This is a genomic window from Salinicoccus cyprini (genome assembly GCF_007713705.1).
Classification (GTDB): domain Bacteria; phylum Bacillota; class Bacilli; order Staphylococcales; family Salinicoccaceae; genus Salinicoccus; species Salinicoccus cyprini.
On sequence record NZ_VMSJ01000004.1, the window covers coordinates 174,303 to 191,398 of the forward strand.

The following is a 17,096-nucleotide window of genomic DNA, read 5'->3' on the forward strand; positions in this document are numbered from 1 at the left end:
ACAATACAACATATTATTTCAAATTTCGTAATAAAGTGCAAGATGATATGGCAGTAAATTTCCCACCCGGTCCATCTATGGAAAATAAAAAAGATGCCCCGTAGGACATCCTAGTCTTTCATATACCCCTGCCATATGAATAGCGCAATCAGTGAGAGCACTCCGATGAAACCGTATAGCCATATCGACAGCATTTCATTGACGAACATCATGACCCTCCCCCTTCTGCGGGCTGTGCTTCAGTGGATGGGCGCAGTACCCATGAAGCGACATTGATTGTAGCGATGCCGATGAATGTCGCAGTTGCTCCTGCTGACATCGTGCTCGGAATGATGCCGCTGAAATAAAGGAAGAGATAGGAACCGAGCCCGATGAACATCGACAGTTCGGCAGCACGTGCGGGTGCTTTCCTTTTTGCATAGACAGCCTGCAGTATCGGCCCCATGGTGCCGGCGGCAATGCCCGAGATGCCGATCCACATGACGTCCCCCATGTATTCCGGTGGGCGGATGACAATCAGCAGTGCCAGCAGTCCGATGATTGGAACAGTCAGCCGGCTGATACGGAAAGCTGTGCGTTGTGCCTGCTCATCGCTTGTTCTGATGATGCCTCTTCTGACCAGAAACTTCAGATAGATATCATTGGCGAATACTGTTGAGATGGAGACGAATATGCCATCGGTTGTGGACATCGCAGCTGCCAGGATGACCACGCCGAACAGCGCCACAAAAATGGCGGGAAATGCCCAGATGATGTAGTCGACAAGTGCCAGATCGGTCGCTGCCACCGCACCGCCGAGAGCCACCCGGCTGTACAGTCCGCCGAAGAGCACAAGTACACAGAGTGATGCGACGATGACATATGTCGCAATCATCTTGCCAAGATCCTTTTCATTTTTCAGTCCCAGTACTTTATTGAACAGATGCGGTGCAGAGGCGAAAGCCCATTGTATGGAAATTGCACCGAATACAGCACCGAAGGAGTAGAAGTGCAGAGATTCCGGGTTGAACACCGCTACCAGATTCTCATTCTGGGCAGCAAGGTCTGCGGAAATGCCGGCAAATGTGCCGGAAAGGCTGCCCTGCCAGAAAATTACGAGACCTGAGATGAAGATGATCAGGGCAGTCACTGCCATCAGGACCGCCTGGATGGCATCTGTGTATATATCCGCCAGGGCACCGCCTGCAAATACATATGCAACGACGATGGCCGCAATAAGCAGAAGTCCAGTCGTATAGGACATGCCGAGCAGGTATTCGAAGATTCTCGCCCCGGCGACGAACTGGGCGGCAATATAGAATATGTTGAACAGCAGGATCAGTGCAGTGCCCACTCTTAGGATGTCACTGTTATAGAAATCTCCCAGCCAGTCCGGCAGGGACAGGGATTTCTGCTTCGTGTTGAGCCTTCTGATCCGCTTGGCCACCATCAGCACGCCGATCGGTCCACCGCCGATCATGGCCAGAAACAGCCAGAGGTTGGACAGTCCCCACTCATAGGACCATCCCGGGTAGCCGAGAAATGTTGCAGCACTCAAGTATGTCGCTGCAAATGAAAAGCCGAGCACATACGGGCCGAGACCGTTCCCGATTGCAAAATCGCTCATCGTCTTCATCTTCTTTGAACTCAGATAGCCGACTGCCGCCATCAGCAGCAGAAATACTGCGAAACCAATCCATGTATATAAAGTGATCAGTTCCATGAACATCCCCTCCTATTTGATATGACTGGCCAGTTTCTGTCTTCTCGCTGGATGGTTCTCCGCAATATGTGCCCTGCCCTTGCCGAACATGTTCTCACGCAGCGTCTCTCCTTCATATTCGGTGCGGTAGATGCCGCGCGCCTGAAGTTCAGGGACGACAAGGTCCACGAACGCCTCGAAAGTCCCCGGTGAATCCCCCTGGGCCACGTTGAACCCATCGGCGTCCCCTTCGGTCGCCCATTCTTCAATCCGGTCCGCAATCTGTTTTGGTGTCCCTATGAACTTCACTGTGCCGTTGCCGAGACCATGATTTTTGATCGCCTCCCGCAATGTCCATCTGCGGTCCGGGTCTTTTGCATACATATCAAGATTCCCCTGTACTGCATTTGTCTCAATATCTTCAATGTACTCGTCCGGATCATACCGGGAGAAGTCGATGCCGGTGTGACCGGACAGCAGTGCCGCCGTCCCTTCATAGCTGACGCTGTCTTTCAGAGTTTCATATTTCTCATATGCTTCCGCTTCCGTACGGCCGACAATCGGCAGGATCATCGGAAATACTTTGATATCATCCGCCTGCCGCCCCTGTGCCACAGTGCGCTCCCGTATATCCTTCACATAGGCCGAGAGGGCGGCGAGCGAATGGTTTTTCGTGAAGACCGCTTCTGCATGCTTTGCTGCAAAGTCACGCCCTTTCGGCGATGCACCAGCCTGGAAAAGTACCGGTGTCCGCTGCGGTGAAGGTTCAACAAGGTGCGGTCCCGGTACGTCGAAGAATTCGCCATGATGATCGATCAGATGCACTTTCTGCGGATCAGCGAATGTATCACTGACCCGGTCATATATGACCGCATCATTTTCCCAGCTGTCCTCCCACAGCTTATAGACGACTTCGAGGAATTCATCGGCACGGTTGTAGCGCATCTCCTTCGGCAGCCGTGTCTTGAGGCCGAGGTTCACCGCTTCGCTCTCGAGGTAGGATGTCACGACATTCCAGGCGACCCTGCCCTCTGTCAGATGATCGAGTGTCGAAAGCTGCCGTGCCAGGGCGTAGGGCTGGGCATATGTCGTCGATATCGTCGGTGCAAACCCAAGGTGCTTCGTGACTGCCGCCATGGCCGGAATCACGAGTGTCGGATCGTGGGCAGGCAGCTGGACGGCATGCTTCACCGCCGCATCATGGCTGTCTCCATAGACGCTGTATGTACCCAGTACATCTGCAATGAACATTGCGTCAAACTTTCCCCGTTCAAGTGTCTTTGCCGCATCCGTCCAGTAGTCCAGGCGGTTGTGGTGGATGCCCTGATCCTTTTCATGCTTCCATAGTCCTGTAGAGTGCGGTGATGGCGAGTTCTGGATGAATCCATTCAGATGAATCTGCTTCTTTGTCATAGTCATGCCTCCATTTTCAAAATAAAAGCCCCCACTTCTTTAAGATAAGAAGAGGAGGCTTCTGTATATATGAATACATGCATCCCTTCTTATCTTCTAGCAAGTCGCTACTGGAATTGGCACAGTACACAATTGGTCTGTTGCCGAGGCTTCAAAGGGCCAGTCCCTCCACCTCTCTGGATAAGAATATTCAGAAAATATTAAGTTGTGATGACTAGAATATACCATCACAGCAATGGTGTCAATAGTAAATTATAGTATTTAAATAGGAATTATAATGCGCCGTATCGTTTGATTTTGAATATTTCAGAATCTATAATCATAAGTGTACAGATTAGAAGAATTATAAATTATAGCCTATCCGATTGATATGTTTTCAGTACCATACGATTTTGGTTGAATGACTATTTCATAGGAGGTTTTGATTTTGGCAGATAAGAACTATCAGAAGGAAAATGAAATCCCACGCGAGAAGGAAGCGAAACGCGATACACTGACGACCCGCCAGGGCCGCCCTGTTACAGATAACCAGAATTTGCGCACCATCGGTGACCGGGGACCGGCGACGATGGAGAACTATCATTTCCTTGAGAAGATGTCCCACTTCGACCGTGAGGAAGTGCCGGAGCGTGTCGTTCACGCACGTGGTACCGGCGCATTCGGCTACTTCGAGACGTACGGCAAGGTCGGCGATGAGCCGGTCGAGAAATATACCCGTGCAAAAGTATTCTCGGGCGAAGGGAAGAAGACACCGCTCATGGTACGCTTCTCCACCGTTGCAGGTGCCAAGGACTCACCGGAAACGGAACGGGATCCGAGAGGATTTGCTGTAAAAATGTATACTGAGGACGGCAACTGGGACCTCGTCGGCAACAATCTGAAAATCTTCTTCATCCGTGATGCCATGAAATTCCCGGATATGATCCACGCCTTCAAGGCCGATCCGGTATCGAACGTCCCTGATCCGACACGCATGTTCGATTTCGTCTCCCGCTCACCGGAAGCGACGCACATGATCACCTTCCTGTTTTCCCCGTGGGGCATTCCTGCGACGTACCGTCATATGCAGGGGTCCGGGGTCAACACGTATAAATGGGTGAATGATGAAGGTGAAGCTGTACTCGTCAAGTACCACTGGGAACCGAAGCAGGGCATCCGCAACCTGACACAGGAGGATGCAAACTATATCCAGTCACGGAACGTCGCCCATGCCACACAGGACCTCTATACAGCAATCGAGCGTGGCGAGTATCCGGAATGGGAACTGTTCGTCCAGATCATGGAGGACGGCTACCATGAGGAACTCGATTTCGATCCGCTTGATGATACGAAACTCTGGCCCGAGGACCAGTTCCCTTGGCTGCCTGTCGGCCGCATGGTACTCGATGAGAATCCGACCGACTTCCACGCACAAATCGAACAGGCGTCATTCGGTACCGGTGTCCTCGTCGATGGCATGGACTTCTCCGATGACAAGATGCTGATTGGCCGGACGTTCTCCTACTCCGATACGCAGCGCTATCGCGTTGGTGCCAACTACCTTCAAGTGCCGGTCAACGCACCGAAGAACAAAGTGCGCACCAACCAGCATCGCGGCCAGCTCGATCACCGCAATCCGGAGGAAGGCAGCAGCGACCCGAGCATCAACTACGAACCATCCATGATCGGCGGACTCGAGGAAGCGGAAGAAAAAGCACCTCAGCATCAGCCGACATACAATGCAGCAGCAATGACCAAGCCGATCGATCGTCCGAACAACTATGGACAGGCCGGCGAAACCTACCGCAACCTGGCCGACTGGGAGCGCGAAGAACTGATCAGCAACCTTTCGAACGTGCTGTCACAGTGTGACGAACGCATCCAGGAAGCAATGGTCTATCACTTCAGCCAGGCCGACGAAGAATACGGCCGCCTTGTCAAAGAAGGCATCGAAAAGAAAACCCAGGAAATGAAAGACATGCAGGAAGAGGAAATGCCAGGCCGTGAAGCCGGAGAGCAGTCCAGATACGGCAAAGGTACCAAGAGCCAGCAGAAGGCCACAGAAGAAGCAGTGGATAAAGGCAACGAATCCGAACCATATTAGAACCAAACTGCATATTATGTATGATGCCGGAACAGAGATCTTAGGCATTCAATGGAAAGACGAGCCCCCTTCATCAGCCTTCGATGGTTGATGAAGGGGGCTTTATTGCGACGATTATCGAAAAGATGTCAGTTCATCGGCACTTTTTTGAACCTCAGTATCGCAAGCATGAAAAACACCAGTGTTGCAGCCCCTGTTATGACCGAAGACCACAGGACATCCCCGCTTTCAATCTCCCCGGCAAGCAGACCAATATTGCTCCCGATCAAGTATTGCGGCAGGTATTCTGCAATATCCGGATGGATGCTTGCCATCAGCATCACGATGACGAGGGCCAATACACTGGACAGCACTGCAATGAAACTAGTGGTGAAGAAGGTTGAGGCCAGCATGATGAGACTGATGACAAACAGGCCATACATCCATGTCATTGCGAATGATAGTACCAGATGGTTCGCTGACTCATCCCAATAGTAGAGGGTGTAGACATATGTCACCAATGCGCTGATGACGTATCCAAGCGTCCAGAGGAACACGAGAAACAGCGATTTTACAACGATGACATTTGTCCGTTTCAGCCCTTTTGTCACCAGGTTCACCAATGTGTTGCGACTGAACTCATGGGTGAGGATGCTGCCGAAAATAATGACGAATATGGCCAGCCCCATCTGATTCATATTGCTGAAAAACTGTGTGTATGAATCCAGCGCTGTAGATTCCGGAATATCCGCCTTTATACCTGAATCTTCCATGACCATGCTGAGGATATCCGGCATTATGAGTGCTGTAAAGGGGCTGAGCACTCCGATGATGATGAATACGATGAGGAAGGCCATCGATTTGAAGTTGCGCCAGGACTCAATGAGCTCCTTTCGGAACAGTGCAGATATCTGTCTCATGATGTCACCTCCAGAAACACATCTTCAAGCGATTTCTGCTCTTTTATGATTTTTGAAGGATATATTTCATGGTCATGGAGCGTGTCATAGATCTCCTTCAAGGAATGATTCGCTACGACGTATGTCGTCCCTTCCGCATGCTGGATATCCAGCAACGGTTTCAATGTTTCATATGCAGCCCGGTCCAGCTCGATGGCAATACCCTTTTCACCGAGTGCGTCCTGATTCAGATCGAAAGCCTTCACAATCGAGCCACCATAAAGAATCCCCACCCTGTCACAGATCCGTTCGACATCAGACAGTATATGGGTTGAGAATATGACCGTCGTCTCCTTTGTGATCTCTTTCAGGATTTTCAGTATCTCCATCCGTCCTTTCGGATCAAGGGCACTTGTCGGTTCATCACAGATCAGCAGTTTCGGACGATGGATGAGCGCCTGGGCAATGCCCAGCCGTTGTTTCATGCCCCGCGAATAATTCCTGATCTTCGTCTTTTCACCGTCCAGTCCGACGAGTTTCAGCAGTTCATCGATCCGCTCCCCCTGCGATGATTTCTCCACTTGTGTAATATCGGCGCACAGCTTCAGATACTCCACTGCATTCATATATGTATAGAATTCAGGAACATCCGGCAGATAGCCGACATGGCGGTTCGTCAAAGTATCCCCGAAGCGCACCTTCTCACCACACACATATATATCGCCTTCATCCGCCGCAAGCAGACCGAGCACCATTTTCATTGTCGTTGTCTTTCCCGCACCGTTGCTGCCGATAAAACCAAATATTTCATTGGCCTTCACTTCGAGGTTCAGATTTTCTATGACCGCTTTCTCACCGAACGCCTTCTTAAGCCCTTTTATCCTTAAAATATCCATATCATCTACGCTCCAATACAAAGTATAGGATCGGCCCGATAATATTAAGGATAATTACAATGACGATCCATATTATTCTGTTGAAGTATCTGAATCTCTGCTGTCTGATGATCATGATGAGTGCAGTCACCATCAGGACCAGCTGCAGCAGAAATAAAGGAATCAAAAATGGCAGATATTCCTGTATATCCATATTCATATCAATTTTCCTCCACAATCTTTTTCAATCTATGAACAATATTCTTGAACGCTATATCATCTTTCAATTCCATGAAAGCGGGGTTATCGACAAGTGCATTCACCAGCTGTTCCTTGGCAATACCGAAATTTACCGGTACGTCCTTACCGATGTCGAAATCTGCCACCCACTCATCGATTTCCGTAAAGAATTCATCCCCATGCAGATAATAGTCGCTGAGCAGATTTTCCACAGATTCCAGAAACGCACTGAGATGATGGAAGCATCGTTCCCGATCATCGACAAGCTGCATGGCTGACACAAGATAGAAGTTCAGCATGGCATTCGGATGAAGTGCTTTGAGATTGAATACTTCGTCCATTGCTTCACCTTTTTTGATCAGCTTTTCAAGATCATCGTATAGTCCACTCTTTATCATCATTGTAAAATCTCCGATGATGAAGACGATATTCTGATAGACCTCAATCTGCAGAACAGCTTTCGCTTTCTGGTTTTCCCCTTGCATCTGATAGGACTGTGCCAGAAGGGTACTCGCCGGCAGCTTTGGAAGGGCAGCATCCTTAAGTAGATCCACCGCTTCTGTCGACTGCTGCTCCATCAGATGAATGACAGCTCTGAAAAATGTGACCTGCTCCTTGAGATGAAGAGAGTCCGAATTCAGAAGCACCCTCGAGATAAGCTGCTTTGCAAGCTTAAATGTCTCTCTCTTATCTTCATCCAAGTAGGCGTGGTTGATCAGCAGTCCCGTCAGTACAGTCAAAAAGCGATAGCAGCTGTAATAGCGATGGGCATGGTTCTGAACCGCTTCAAGAGCTGCATCATAATCATCACTCTCGAACAGGCCGGCAAGCTTATGATATAAAATCCTGATCTGCTGTTTCGAAAGCTGGGGTGAATAACTGACCAGCTCATCGAGCGTAGTGTCGAACAGTACGGCCAATCTTGCGAGATAGTTGATTTCAGGCAGGGAGTGCCCCTTTTCCCACTTCGACACTGCAGCCTTGCTGATGTTCAGAAAAACTGCGATATCAGACTGTGTATATCCGATCCGCTTCCTGTTGCTCAAAATGCTCTGTCCTACATTTATATCATTCATGCATCTGCCTCCTCTATTTTCATCATAAATCGTTTCAGTCGGTATATGTATTACTAATATATAGATAAATGCGACATAAGTTAACCACAGGTTGACTTTCATGAAGCAATATAAATAAGGGAGGTTACAGCTTATACCGGAATGGGTAGTAGAGAAAGATGTCAGCTGAGGGAGGGTGAAGCAGATGGTTTCAGCTTTAATGTGGGGAGCGATTGCTGGATCAGCAAACCTGCTCGGTGCGCTGATTGTATTGATCATGTCATTGCCACAGCGGCTGATCGCCTACATCATGGCGCTCGGGACCGGTGCGCTGATTGGTGCAGTCAGTTTCGAACTTCTAGGAGAAGCGACAGAATTGGGCGGCTTGGGGGACATTGCGCTCGGATTTCTGGGGGGCGCCGCGATTTTCACAGCATTTGATGTATTCATCAGCCGAAAAGGCGGTAAGCATCGTAAACGTTCCAGTCGAAAGGATGAAGTGTCTTCAAGTGCTGAAGGCGGATCCGGCCTTGCCATTTTTGTTGGAACCATCATGGATGCCATTCCTGAAACAGCGATGATCGGCCTCGGGATTGCACAAGGCGGTGGAGTGGGTGTCGCTTTGATCGTAGCGATTTTCATCAGTAATCTGCCGGAAGGCATATCCAGTACAACCGGGATGAAAAAAGATGGATATACGACCAGAAGGGTGATATTCATGTGGACATTCGTACTTGCTGCTTCCGCGGCAAGTTCCCTCTTTGGCTATTCACTGCTTGATCAGACATCCGAATCCATGCAGGCGGTAATCTCATCATTCGCTGCAGGTGCAATCATTGCGATGGTCGCCTCCACCATGATGCCGGAAGCCCATGAAAAAGGCGGCCCGATCGTGGGAATGATTACCGCAATCGGTGTTTTCATCACAATGGTGCTGGGGTGACACAACTTAAAATGTTAAGAACAGAAAAAGGCAGCCCATGCAGGCTGCCTCTTATCCGTCTGTACTATTTCTCTCCACCGAGTCTCACAAGAATCTTGGACTGGCTCTTGTCGTTCAGCAATGCTTCGAATCCCTTGTCCACAATCTCGTTCAATTCGATGTGGTCTGTGATGACCGGGAACGGATCTAAATAAGGTTACAAGGCTGGCTACCTTAAAATATAGATTGACAGTAAACAAGCCTATTGACAGTTTTGCCATCAATATTTTTTAATATATATTCTTTAAAAATAGTCAATCCATAAATTCATTTTTAAACTTCAATAGAGAATTAACATTTAAGATGTTTCTTAGCTATATTAAAATTAGTTCAATCTACGTACCACTTTTTCTAAACACTTCTTTTCTTAAGCTAATCCCTAACCTTTATACCGTCATCAAAAGTCCTTTTTTCAAACTCTATTACATCATTATTATCACTTTTGATATTCATTACAATGATTGAATTGGAATATTCAGCAGTTTCAGTGTTAAAAGGAGCGACTACTGCATTATCTCCATAAATTTTAAAAACTACTAATTCCCTATTGTCAATTTCTGTTATGTAAAACTTTTCTTTACTCAGTCCGGCATAGTACCCCAAAATATTGGAAATTGAAAAAGCAAAAATAAATATTAAAACGATAGTTATCAATTTCCCTATAATTGAACTATTCCAGCTTAAGTATATATTTCCTATATTATCTTGGGATCTACTTTCAATATCTTTAATATTTTTTTTTATTTTATTCATATAGCCTTTAGTTTCCTTATATTTATAATAAGGATAGCCATAGATTCTAATCAATAAAATTAAAGTTAATGATAAGAAAACATATAAATACTGGAATTTAAAAAATAATGAGGATAGTAAAATCAAGAAAAAAAAGAGAGAAAATTTTGATAGTAGTTTAAAAATCGGGCTATTTATAAATTTAATGTTGGCCTTAAATCCAATAAAAGATAATGTCAAAAATATAATTATTATAACCATAGTACCTAATGAAGTTACTAGACTAGTGATTGATACAGATAGAACACTAAACTCAGAAAATCCAAAGTAAGATAAGTATGCTGTTTCATAAGAATATGCGATAAAATAAGAAATAGCAGTAAGTATGACAATTAATAATCCCGTATCTATAAATCCGACTTTTTTCTCATCGTTATTCAATTAACTCTTCTCCTTTCCTTGCTTTGTTCCACGAAGACAACACGAAAATTCTGTAAATTTAATATTACATTATAGTGTACTAAAAACCTCTTACTTATACTATACATACTTAGTAGAGGTTGTTGTTCTTGCTATCAATAAAAAGGCAGCCTGTGGAGGCTGCCTTTCATCTGTACCTGTACTATTTCTCTCCGCCAAGCCTGACAAGAATCTTGGACTGGCTCTTGTCGTTCAGCAATGCCTCAAAGCCCTTGTCCACAATCTCGTTCAATTCGATGTGGTCTGTAATGACCGGGAATGGATTGATCTGCCCCGTCTCGATCATCTTCACCGTTGCTTCGAAGATGTCCGGCTCATAAGCGAGCGTGGAAGAGATGCGTACGCCGCTTGCGGTCAGATCCATCGGGTTCAGTTCGATCGGCTTCTCGAAAATGGAGACGATTGTCACCATGCCGCGTGGGCGTGTCACCTTGATGGACTGGTTGACTGTGATGCTGACACCGGCAACTTCGAATGTGCGGTCGACGCCCTCCGGATAGAACTGATGGACATATTCGACCGGGTCCTGGTTGCCGGAGTTGATAGCATGAGTCGCGCCGACTTCCTTCGCTTTTTCAAGACGCTCATCACTGAGGTCGAAGGCGAAAATATCCTTTGCACCTGCTGCCCGCGCCGCAATAATGGTGAGCAGACCGATCGGTCCGGCTCCGAATACCGCAACAGAGTCACTGAACTGCATCTCGGATTCCCGGATGGCCTGCAGCGCGACGGCTGTCGGTTCAACGAGTGCACCGAGCTCGAGCGACGTATTGTGATCCAGCTTGACGACATTCTTTCTGTCGACCAGTACGTAATCGGCGAAACCACCGTCACTGCCGAGGCCGACGAACGTAAATCCTTTATACATATCGACGAGTGGGTTTTCATGCGCTTCCTGGGTAATCAGTGGGTTGATCGTCACTTTGTCTCCAACCTCGAGTCCTTCCACACCTTCGCCAATCTCTTCCACGGTACCTGAGAATTCATGTCCCATGGTGAGAGGCGCCTTCTGGTTCGTCAGCGGAGATGCTTCGCCTTGCGGAATGAAGATTGGTCCTGCATTGTACTCATGCAGGTCACTGCCGCAAATACCAGCCCATGCGACCTTGACCTTTACCTTGCCTTCACTTACTTCCGGTGTTTCGATGTCCTCAACTCGAATGTCCTTTGCATCGTAAAAAACAGCAGCACGCATTTGATAACCTCCAATATGTTATTTATTTCACAATTATTATATAACACTTTTCAGAGTAATGGAAATAAAAACTATCCGTTCAGCCATTCTTTTGCTTTTTCTGCGGCTTCCTGCGGCAGACTGTGTCCATGGACCCATGTAGTGGTCACGTCGGCACCCCTATCTTCGAAAATTCCGACGACTCTCACACTTTCGTCTTCAGGCACAATCGGATCGCCTTTGCCCAATGACAGGAAGACTTCTGCATCGGCGAGGTCCTTGCTGTCCTGGAGGGTCATCGGATAGAGCGGTGCAAAGAGGATGGCTTTTTTGTATTTCGCTGATTCCCTGAGCATCAGGTTGATGGCGATGTTGGCCCCATTCGAGAATCCGACGAGTACGACATCTTCAGGATTGAAGCCATGTTCCTCGGATGCTTCGGTGATGAAGTCATGCAGTTCCCCACCGCGGAATTCCAGGTCCTCCAGGTCATACTGCCCTTCACCATGACGTTTGAAGTAGCGGTTCATGCCGTTTTCAGAGACATTGCCGCGGATGCTGAGCACGTTGTATTCCGGGTTGAGCATTCCGGCAAGTGGCAGCAGATCATGCTCTGTGCCACCGGTGCCGTGCAGCAGTACGAACACCGGTGCGCCTTTTTTCGTTTCATTGTATATATGCTTCATTGGGGATCCTCCTCAAGGAATGATTATTTGGATCGTGTTGTATCAAATGGACGGACTTGTGCTTCGATATATTCGCGGCGCTCTTCCAAAAATGGCGGCAGCGCAAGACTTTCACCGAGTGTTTCATATGGCTCATCATCCATGAAGCCGGGACCATCCGTGGACAACTCGATCAGGATATGACCGATGCGTGTATACAAAGCTTCAAAATAGAAGCGGTCGACATTGCCGGAGTGGCGCATGCCACGTTCGTTGTATTTCTCTTCCCATTTCTTGATGACATCATGATCAGCCACTCTGAATGATACGTGGTGCACTTCGCCATACCCTTGTCTAGCTGAAGCTGATTCATCTTTCCTTAAGATGACCTGGCCGCCATTGCCACCTTCTCCGACATCGAGGAGCGTGACATAAGCTTCTTCTGCGACCGGCTTCATGCCGTAGACATCCATCAGCACCTGCTTGAAATCATCATAGTAGCTGACATGGATTTCAATCGGTCCGAGACCATAGATCGCCTTGTCTTCCGGTACTGGCCCATTCTTCCATGGCTTGCCCGGTGCAACACCCGTGTTGTTCTCGTCTGAAACAAGCTGATACTTCTGTCCATCCGCTTCTTCGAACGGCAGCACTTTCTTATCGAAAAGGTCCTGGATGCCGTCATGCTTCACTTCGAATTCATCAAAACGATTCCTGTAGTATTCGAGCGCTGCATCATCCGGTACTCTGAACGCTGTCCGGTAGATCGAGTTCGATCCCGGTGACCCTTTCGGATTATTCGGGAAATCAAAGAATGTCATGTCCGTCCCCGGGGAACCGACATCATCGGCAAAAAATGTGTGGTACGTGTGGATGTCGTCCTGGTTGACTGTCTTTTTCACAAGACGCATACCGAGTACATTCGTAAAGAATTCGTAGTTTCTCACTGCATCGTCCGTCATCGCTGTCACATGGTGGATGCCAAGCAGATTTTCGTTTGTCATAATAGAATCCCTCCAAGAGTTATTACACACATAATATCTCGAATTTGAGATAATTTCAAGGTGTATGCCTACACCCCCTGAAATCAGGCTTCCACACTGAAACCAAACACCGTCTCCCATCTTTCACTGCCATCACTGACGATATCAAAACCAAGATCCAGATATTGTGCGGCTGCCGAACGCTCCGCTTCCATGCAGAAGCCCATGTACTGCTTCGGTTCCCGATCCTTGAGCGGCAACCCATCATCCAGATTGCTGCCTGTATAGAAGACGAGTCCGGGGAAATCGGTCTTCATGCTCACCTTGCGCCCGCTTTCTGCTTCATAGACCTCAAACCGCGCGTCCGAATCCAGCAGGAAGTAGTGGTCGAAGCCACCGTTCGCTATTCTGATCTGCGCATCATCACTATTGAATATGTCTGCAAACCGCTTCCCTTCATTCAGATCAAAGACCCCTTCGCACGGTTCTGCTGAAATGGGGATCAGATCCTCATCCATCTTGAGGTACTGCTTCGCATCACTCGTGACCGTATGATTCGATACCGTCTGTCCCGGATCATTGTTCAGATTGAAGTACGTATGGTTCGTCGGCGCCACCGCAGTTGCACCCGCGCTGTCCACTTCATATTCCAGCTTCAGTTCATTCTCGTCATTCACTGAATAGAGAATCGCCATTTCCGGACTGCCCGGGAATGTGCCGTCAATCTTCGTATGGAAACGGACCTTGTAGGTATCCCCCACTTCAATGATCTCACTGTTCCAGACTTTATTCTGTGTGCCGAGTCCGCCACTATGGAGCGTATGCGGCCCTTCATTCTTCTCCAGAGCATACGTCTGGCCATCCACTTTGACCTCGGCATCCTTCACCCTGCCGGCAATCGGTGCAATCGTCGCGCCCAGCAGATGGAGGTTGCCGTAGTATTCCTCAAGCGTTTCGTTCTGCAGTACCACATTTCTGAAATTCCTGTCACGATCCGGTACATGGACGCCGATGATGCTCGCCCCGACATTGATCACCTCGACCTTCATCCCGCTGTTGTTCTCCATTGTATATACAATTATCTCGTCGTCATGATGCTGCTCGGTAATTTTCATTTATAATCCACCTTCCCGATTGTCATCCTACATTTCTGAATATACCCTCACATGGCCGTTGGAATCATGATACTGTCTGTAATCTATCTTCATGCGCGATTAGATGAACACAAAGAGCGCCCTGAGATCAGGACGCCATTGATATTTTTATCGAGTTGCCTGATCAATATACTGAAAACGAAAAAGCAAACCAGTAATAACACCATCTGGAGCCTACCAGCTTGCCTTCTTCACGCCTGGAATCTGTCCTTTGTGCGCCAGTTCCCTGAATTTGATGCGGGATAGTTCAAAGTCACGCAGTACGCCTCTTGGACGTCCTGTGACCCGGCATCTTCTTGTGAGACGAGTCGGTGAGGAATCCCTCGGCAGTTTTCTCAAGGCTTCATAGTCATCCTTCGCCTTCAGTTCCATTCTCAATTCACGATATTTCTCCACCATGTCCTGACGCTTCTTCTCTTTTGCGATCTTCGATTTTTTAGCCATTCGTATCTCTCCTTTTTATTTATGCCTGCTGCCGTATAGACCATGCATCGGACGTTTCCTTGTTCTGCTCGAGTATCTAGCGGCGCGCTGCCACCGGTATCGTCTTCAAGAATTGCCGAAATACTTCGGGTGGAACGGCAGTGTCCATCTGTAGACGAAACTGGATATGACTTACTCAGCGGTCTCAGGTGTAATATTGATTTCGCTCATATCATTGACGATGACCGCCACTTTCATGCTTTCTGAATTGTTGAGTATATGGTTCATCAATGTCGTCTTGCCTGCACCCAGATAGCCACTGAGTATCGTCACAGGAATCTTTGTCATATTTTTCATCATTTAAATCGTAATAATTACGTTTTGTATAATAGCACCTTTATAAATATCTTTCAACACTAATTTATTTTCAGCAGGTCATCCGGGATTCGAAAAAAGGTTCTATTGTCTCAAAAAATCAAGTATTTGAAATTTTCTATTGACGCGCCACTAAATCATAGTAGAATTGTATGATATACAAATCAATATATTTGGAAGTGAGGATTCAAAATGAAGAAGTTTTCGTATTACATACTGCTGACACTTACCATTGCGGTGCTTGCAGCTTGCACCGATGATAGTGAAGTGGGAACGGATACCAGCGCGGCATCCGATTCCAATAGTACATCCGGAGATATCGTCCTTTCCCTGCCAAGTGATGCCGTTTCCCTGGACCCGCATGGCAGCAACGACAGTCCATCTGAAAAAGTAAGATCCCACATCTATGAAGGACTTGTGGCACAGGATGAAAACCTTGAAATTGTCCCCGAACTCGCAACCGAGTGGGAGCAGGTGGATGATACGACGTGGCATTTCACTTTGCGTGAAGGTGTAACGTTCCACGATGGCAGTCCATTCAACGCAGAAGTGGCAAAGGCCAACTTTGACCGCCTGCTTGACCCGAGCCGAGGCTCCACCCGCGCGTTTGTACTCGAAATGATCGAGGAAGTGAATGTCGTCGACGAACAGACACTGGAAATTGTGACACAATATCCGTTTGCACCCCTTCCAGGACATCTGACACATGGTGCCGGAAACATCATCAGCAAGGCGCTGATCGATGAAGACTACCAGTATGCACTTGATGAAGCGGGCGTTGATATGACACTTGAAGAATACTACGCACTGCGTGAATCAGGCGGGGCAGAACATGAAGAGGTTGCCAGTCAGATATCCGAATTCACCGGCACAAAAGCCGAGCAGCACCCTGTCGGAACCGGCTATCTGCAGTATGAGGACCGCCAGCCTGGCGAGTCCACTACCCTCGCGAGATTTGCAGACTACTGGGACGGACCAGCCAGCTTCGACACACTGACACTGAAAGTGGTTCCGGAGGCAGGTTCCCGTGTAGCCGAACTGGAAACAGGCAGCTCGCATGCCATCGCTGATGTCCCGTCTAGCGATATCGCACGTATTGAGAATGATGAGGACCTCTCACTTGCCAGATCGCAATCGGTAGCACTCGAATACATCGGCATCAACACGCAGAGCGAACCGCTCGATGATGTACGTGTCAGAAAAGCCATCACACATGCATTCAATAAGCAGGCCGTACTCGAAGGTGTCTATAACGGCGCCGGCATCGTCGCCGATTCTCCACTCGCACCGAACGTCTTCGGTTACGATGAAAACCTCGAAACACTCGACTACGATATGGACAAAGCACGTGCACTGCTTGAGGAAGCAGGCTATGCTGATGGCTTCTCCTTGAATATCATGGTCAATAACGACAACCCGGAAAGAGTCGATACGGCCATCTGGCTCCAGGAATCACTGGCAGAACTGAACATCGATCTTGAAATTGAGCAACTTGAGTGGGGTGCATTCCTCGACGCCACTGGAGAAGGCAAACACGACATGTTCATCATGAGCTGGGGCAATTCGACCGGTGACCCGGACAACGCGCTGACGCCGCTCTTCCACTCCTCAAGACTCGGCTCGCCAGGGAATAGGACATTCCTTGAAAATGACGAAGTCGATTCACTGCTTGATGCCGCCCGTCAGGAATCCGACACAGAAGCGCGCGAGGCATTGTACGGCGAAGTGCAGCAGATTCTGATTGACGAAGCACCGGCAATCTTCATCATGCACCCGCAGTATATGAACGCCTACAGCAACAGACTTGATGGACTGACAATCGACAGCTATGACCAGTTCAATTTCAAGAATGCAACATTGGAAGAAGAATAGGCTTTGACCAGCTGCCCCATCAAACGGGGCA

15 protein-coding genes, 2 pseudogenes and 1 riboswitch are annotated in these 17,096 nt (G+C 48.1%); of the genes and pseudogenes, 3 read left to right on the plus strand and 14 right to left on the minus strand.

The window, feature by feature from the left end; genetic code table 11:
* Positions 1-208: 208 nt before the first annotated feature.
* Both FO441_RS10010 and FO441_RS10015 read right to left on the minus strand, forming a co-directional pair.
* Complete coding sequence (locus FO441_RS10010) at positions 209-1,702, minus strand: sodium:solute symporter family transporter (RefSeq protein ID WP_145289492.1); 1,494 nt, start codon at positions 1,700-1,702, stop codon at positions 209-211.
* 12 nt (positions 1,703-1,714) lie between these two features.
* Positions 1,715-3,094 carry an LLM class flavin-dependent oxidoreductase gene (locus FO441_RS10015; RefSeq protein WP_145289495.1) on the minus strand — a complete coding sequence of 460 codons (1,380 nt, stop codon included), beginning with the start codon at positions 3,092-3,094 and terminating at the stop codon, positions 1,715-1,717.
* Between the two features lie 86 nt (positions 3,095-3,180).
* A riboswitch (SAM riboswitch) is annotated at positions 3,181-3,281 on the minus strand.
* 240 nt (positions 3,282-3,521) lie between these two features.
* Between FO441_RS10015 and FO441_RS10020 the strand changes: the two genes are divergently transcribed.
* A complete protein-coding gene (locus FO441_RS10020) occupies positions 3,522-5,177 on the plus strand; it encodes a catalase (protein WP_281287302.1) in 1,656 nt (551 codons plus the stop codon).
* A gap of 128 nt (positions 5,178-5,305) precedes the next feature.
* Here the strand turns inward: FO441_RS10020 and FO441_RS10025 are convergent, their stop codons facing one another.
* From FO441_RS10025 to FO441_RS10040, 4 genes are read right to left on the minus strand one after another with little or no spacing between them, the layout of a single operon-like run.
* Entirely contained in the window at positions 5,306-6,076 is a 771-nt protein-coding gene (locus FO441_RS10025; protein ID WP_145289497.1) for an ABC transporter permease, read from the minus strand.
* The gene (locus tag FO441_RS10030; RefSeq protein WP_145289500.1) at positions 6,073-6,951 is read right to left on the minus strand and encodes an ABC transporter ATP-binding protein; all 879 of its coding nucleotides are present in this window, start codon (positions 6,949-6,951) and stop codon (positions 6,073-6,075) included. The genes FO441_RS10025 and FO441_RS10030 overlap by 4 nt, the downstream gene beginning before the upstream one ends.
* A 1-nt stretch (position 6,952) precedes the next feature.
* Entirely contained in the window at positions 6,953-7,150 is a 198-nt protein-coding gene (locus FO441_RS10035) for a PLDc N-terminal domain-containing protein (RefSeq protein ID WP_145289503.1), read from the minus strand.
* A gap of 1 nt (position 7,151) precedes the next feature.
* Positions 7,152-8,246: a helix-turn-helix domain-containing protein gene (locus FO441_RS10040; protein ID WP_186365543.1), complete on the minus strand. Its 1,095-nt coding sequence runs from the start codon at positions 8,244-8,246 to the stop codon at positions 7,152-7,154.
* 184 nt (positions 8,247-8,430) lie between these two features.
* On the opposite strand from FO441_RS10040, the gene FO441_RS10045 reads away from it, so the two are divergent.
* Positions 8,431-9,168 (plus strand): ZIP family metal transporter, encoded by a 738-nt coding sequence (locus tag FO441_RS10045; protein WP_145289509.1) that lies wholly within the window; start codon positions 8,431-8,433, stop codon positions 9,166-9,168.
* A gap of 64 nt (positions 9,169-9,232) precedes the next feature.
* On the opposite strand, the pseudogene FO441_RS12700 reads toward FO441_RS10045, so the two are convergent.
* The 8 genes and pseudogenes from FO441_RS12700 to FO441_RS10085 all read right to left on the minus strand — a co-directional run.
* Positions 9,233-9,358 (minus strand): annotated as a pseudogene (locus FO441_RS12700) (butanediol dehydrogenase); the annotation flags it as partial.
* 221 nt (positions 9,359-9,579) lie between these two features.
* Positions 9,580-10,380 (minus strand): hypothetical protein, encoded by an 801-nt coding sequence (locus FO441_RS10055; RefSeq protein ID WP_145289512.1) that lies wholly within the window; start codon positions 10,378-10,380, stop codon positions 9,580-9,582.
* A 181-nt stretch (positions 10,381-10,561) separates the two neighbouring features.
* On the minus strand, positions 10,562-11,614 hold the full coding sequence (locus FO441_RS10060; protein ID WP_145289514.1) for a 2,3-butanediol dehydrogenase: 1,053 nt from the start codon (positions 11,612-11,614) through the stop codon (positions 10,562-10,564).
* A gap of 71 nt (positions 11,615-11,685) precedes the next feature.
* Positions 11,686-12,279 carry an alpha/beta hydrolase gene (locus FO441_RS10065; RefSeq protein WP_145289516.1) on the minus strand — a complete coding sequence of 198 codons (594 nt, stop codon included), beginning with the start codon at positions 12,277-12,279 and terminating at the stop codon, positions 11,686-11,688.
* A 23-nt stretch (positions 12,280-12,302) separates the two neighbouring features.
* Positions 12,303-13,262 (minus strand): ring-cleaving dioxygenase MhqE, encoded by a 960-nt coding sequence (gene mhqE, locus FO441_RS10070; RefSeq protein WP_145289519.1) that lies wholly within the window; start codon positions 13,260-13,262, stop codon positions 12,303-12,305.
* Between the two features lie 83 nt (positions 13,263-13,345).
* Complete coding sequence (locus tag FO441_RS10075) at positions 13,346-14,356, minus strand: aldose epimerase family protein (protein WP_145289522.1); 1,011 nt, start codon at positions 14,354-14,356, stop codon at positions 13,346-13,348.
* 213 nt (positions 14,357-14,569) lie between these two features.
* Entirely contained in the window at positions 14,570-14,839 is a 270-nt protein-coding gene (rpsN, locus tag FO441_RS10080) for a 30S ribosomal protein S14 (protein ID WP_145289525.1), read from the minus strand.
* Positions 14,840-15,022: 183 nt separating this feature from the next.
* Positions 15,023-15,178: pseudogene (locus FO441_RS10085) on the minus strand (GTP-binding protein); the annotation flags it as partial.
* A 207-nt stretch (positions 15,179-15,385) separates the two neighbouring features.
* Between FO441_RS10085 and FO441_RS10090 the strand changes: the two are divergent.
* A complete protein-coding gene (locus tag FO441_RS10090; RefSeq protein ID WP_145289528.1) occupies positions 15,386-17,065 on the plus strand; it encodes a glutathione ABC transporter substrate-binding protein in 1,680 nt (559 codons plus the stop codon).
* Positions 17,066-17,096: the final 31 nt, after the last annotated feature.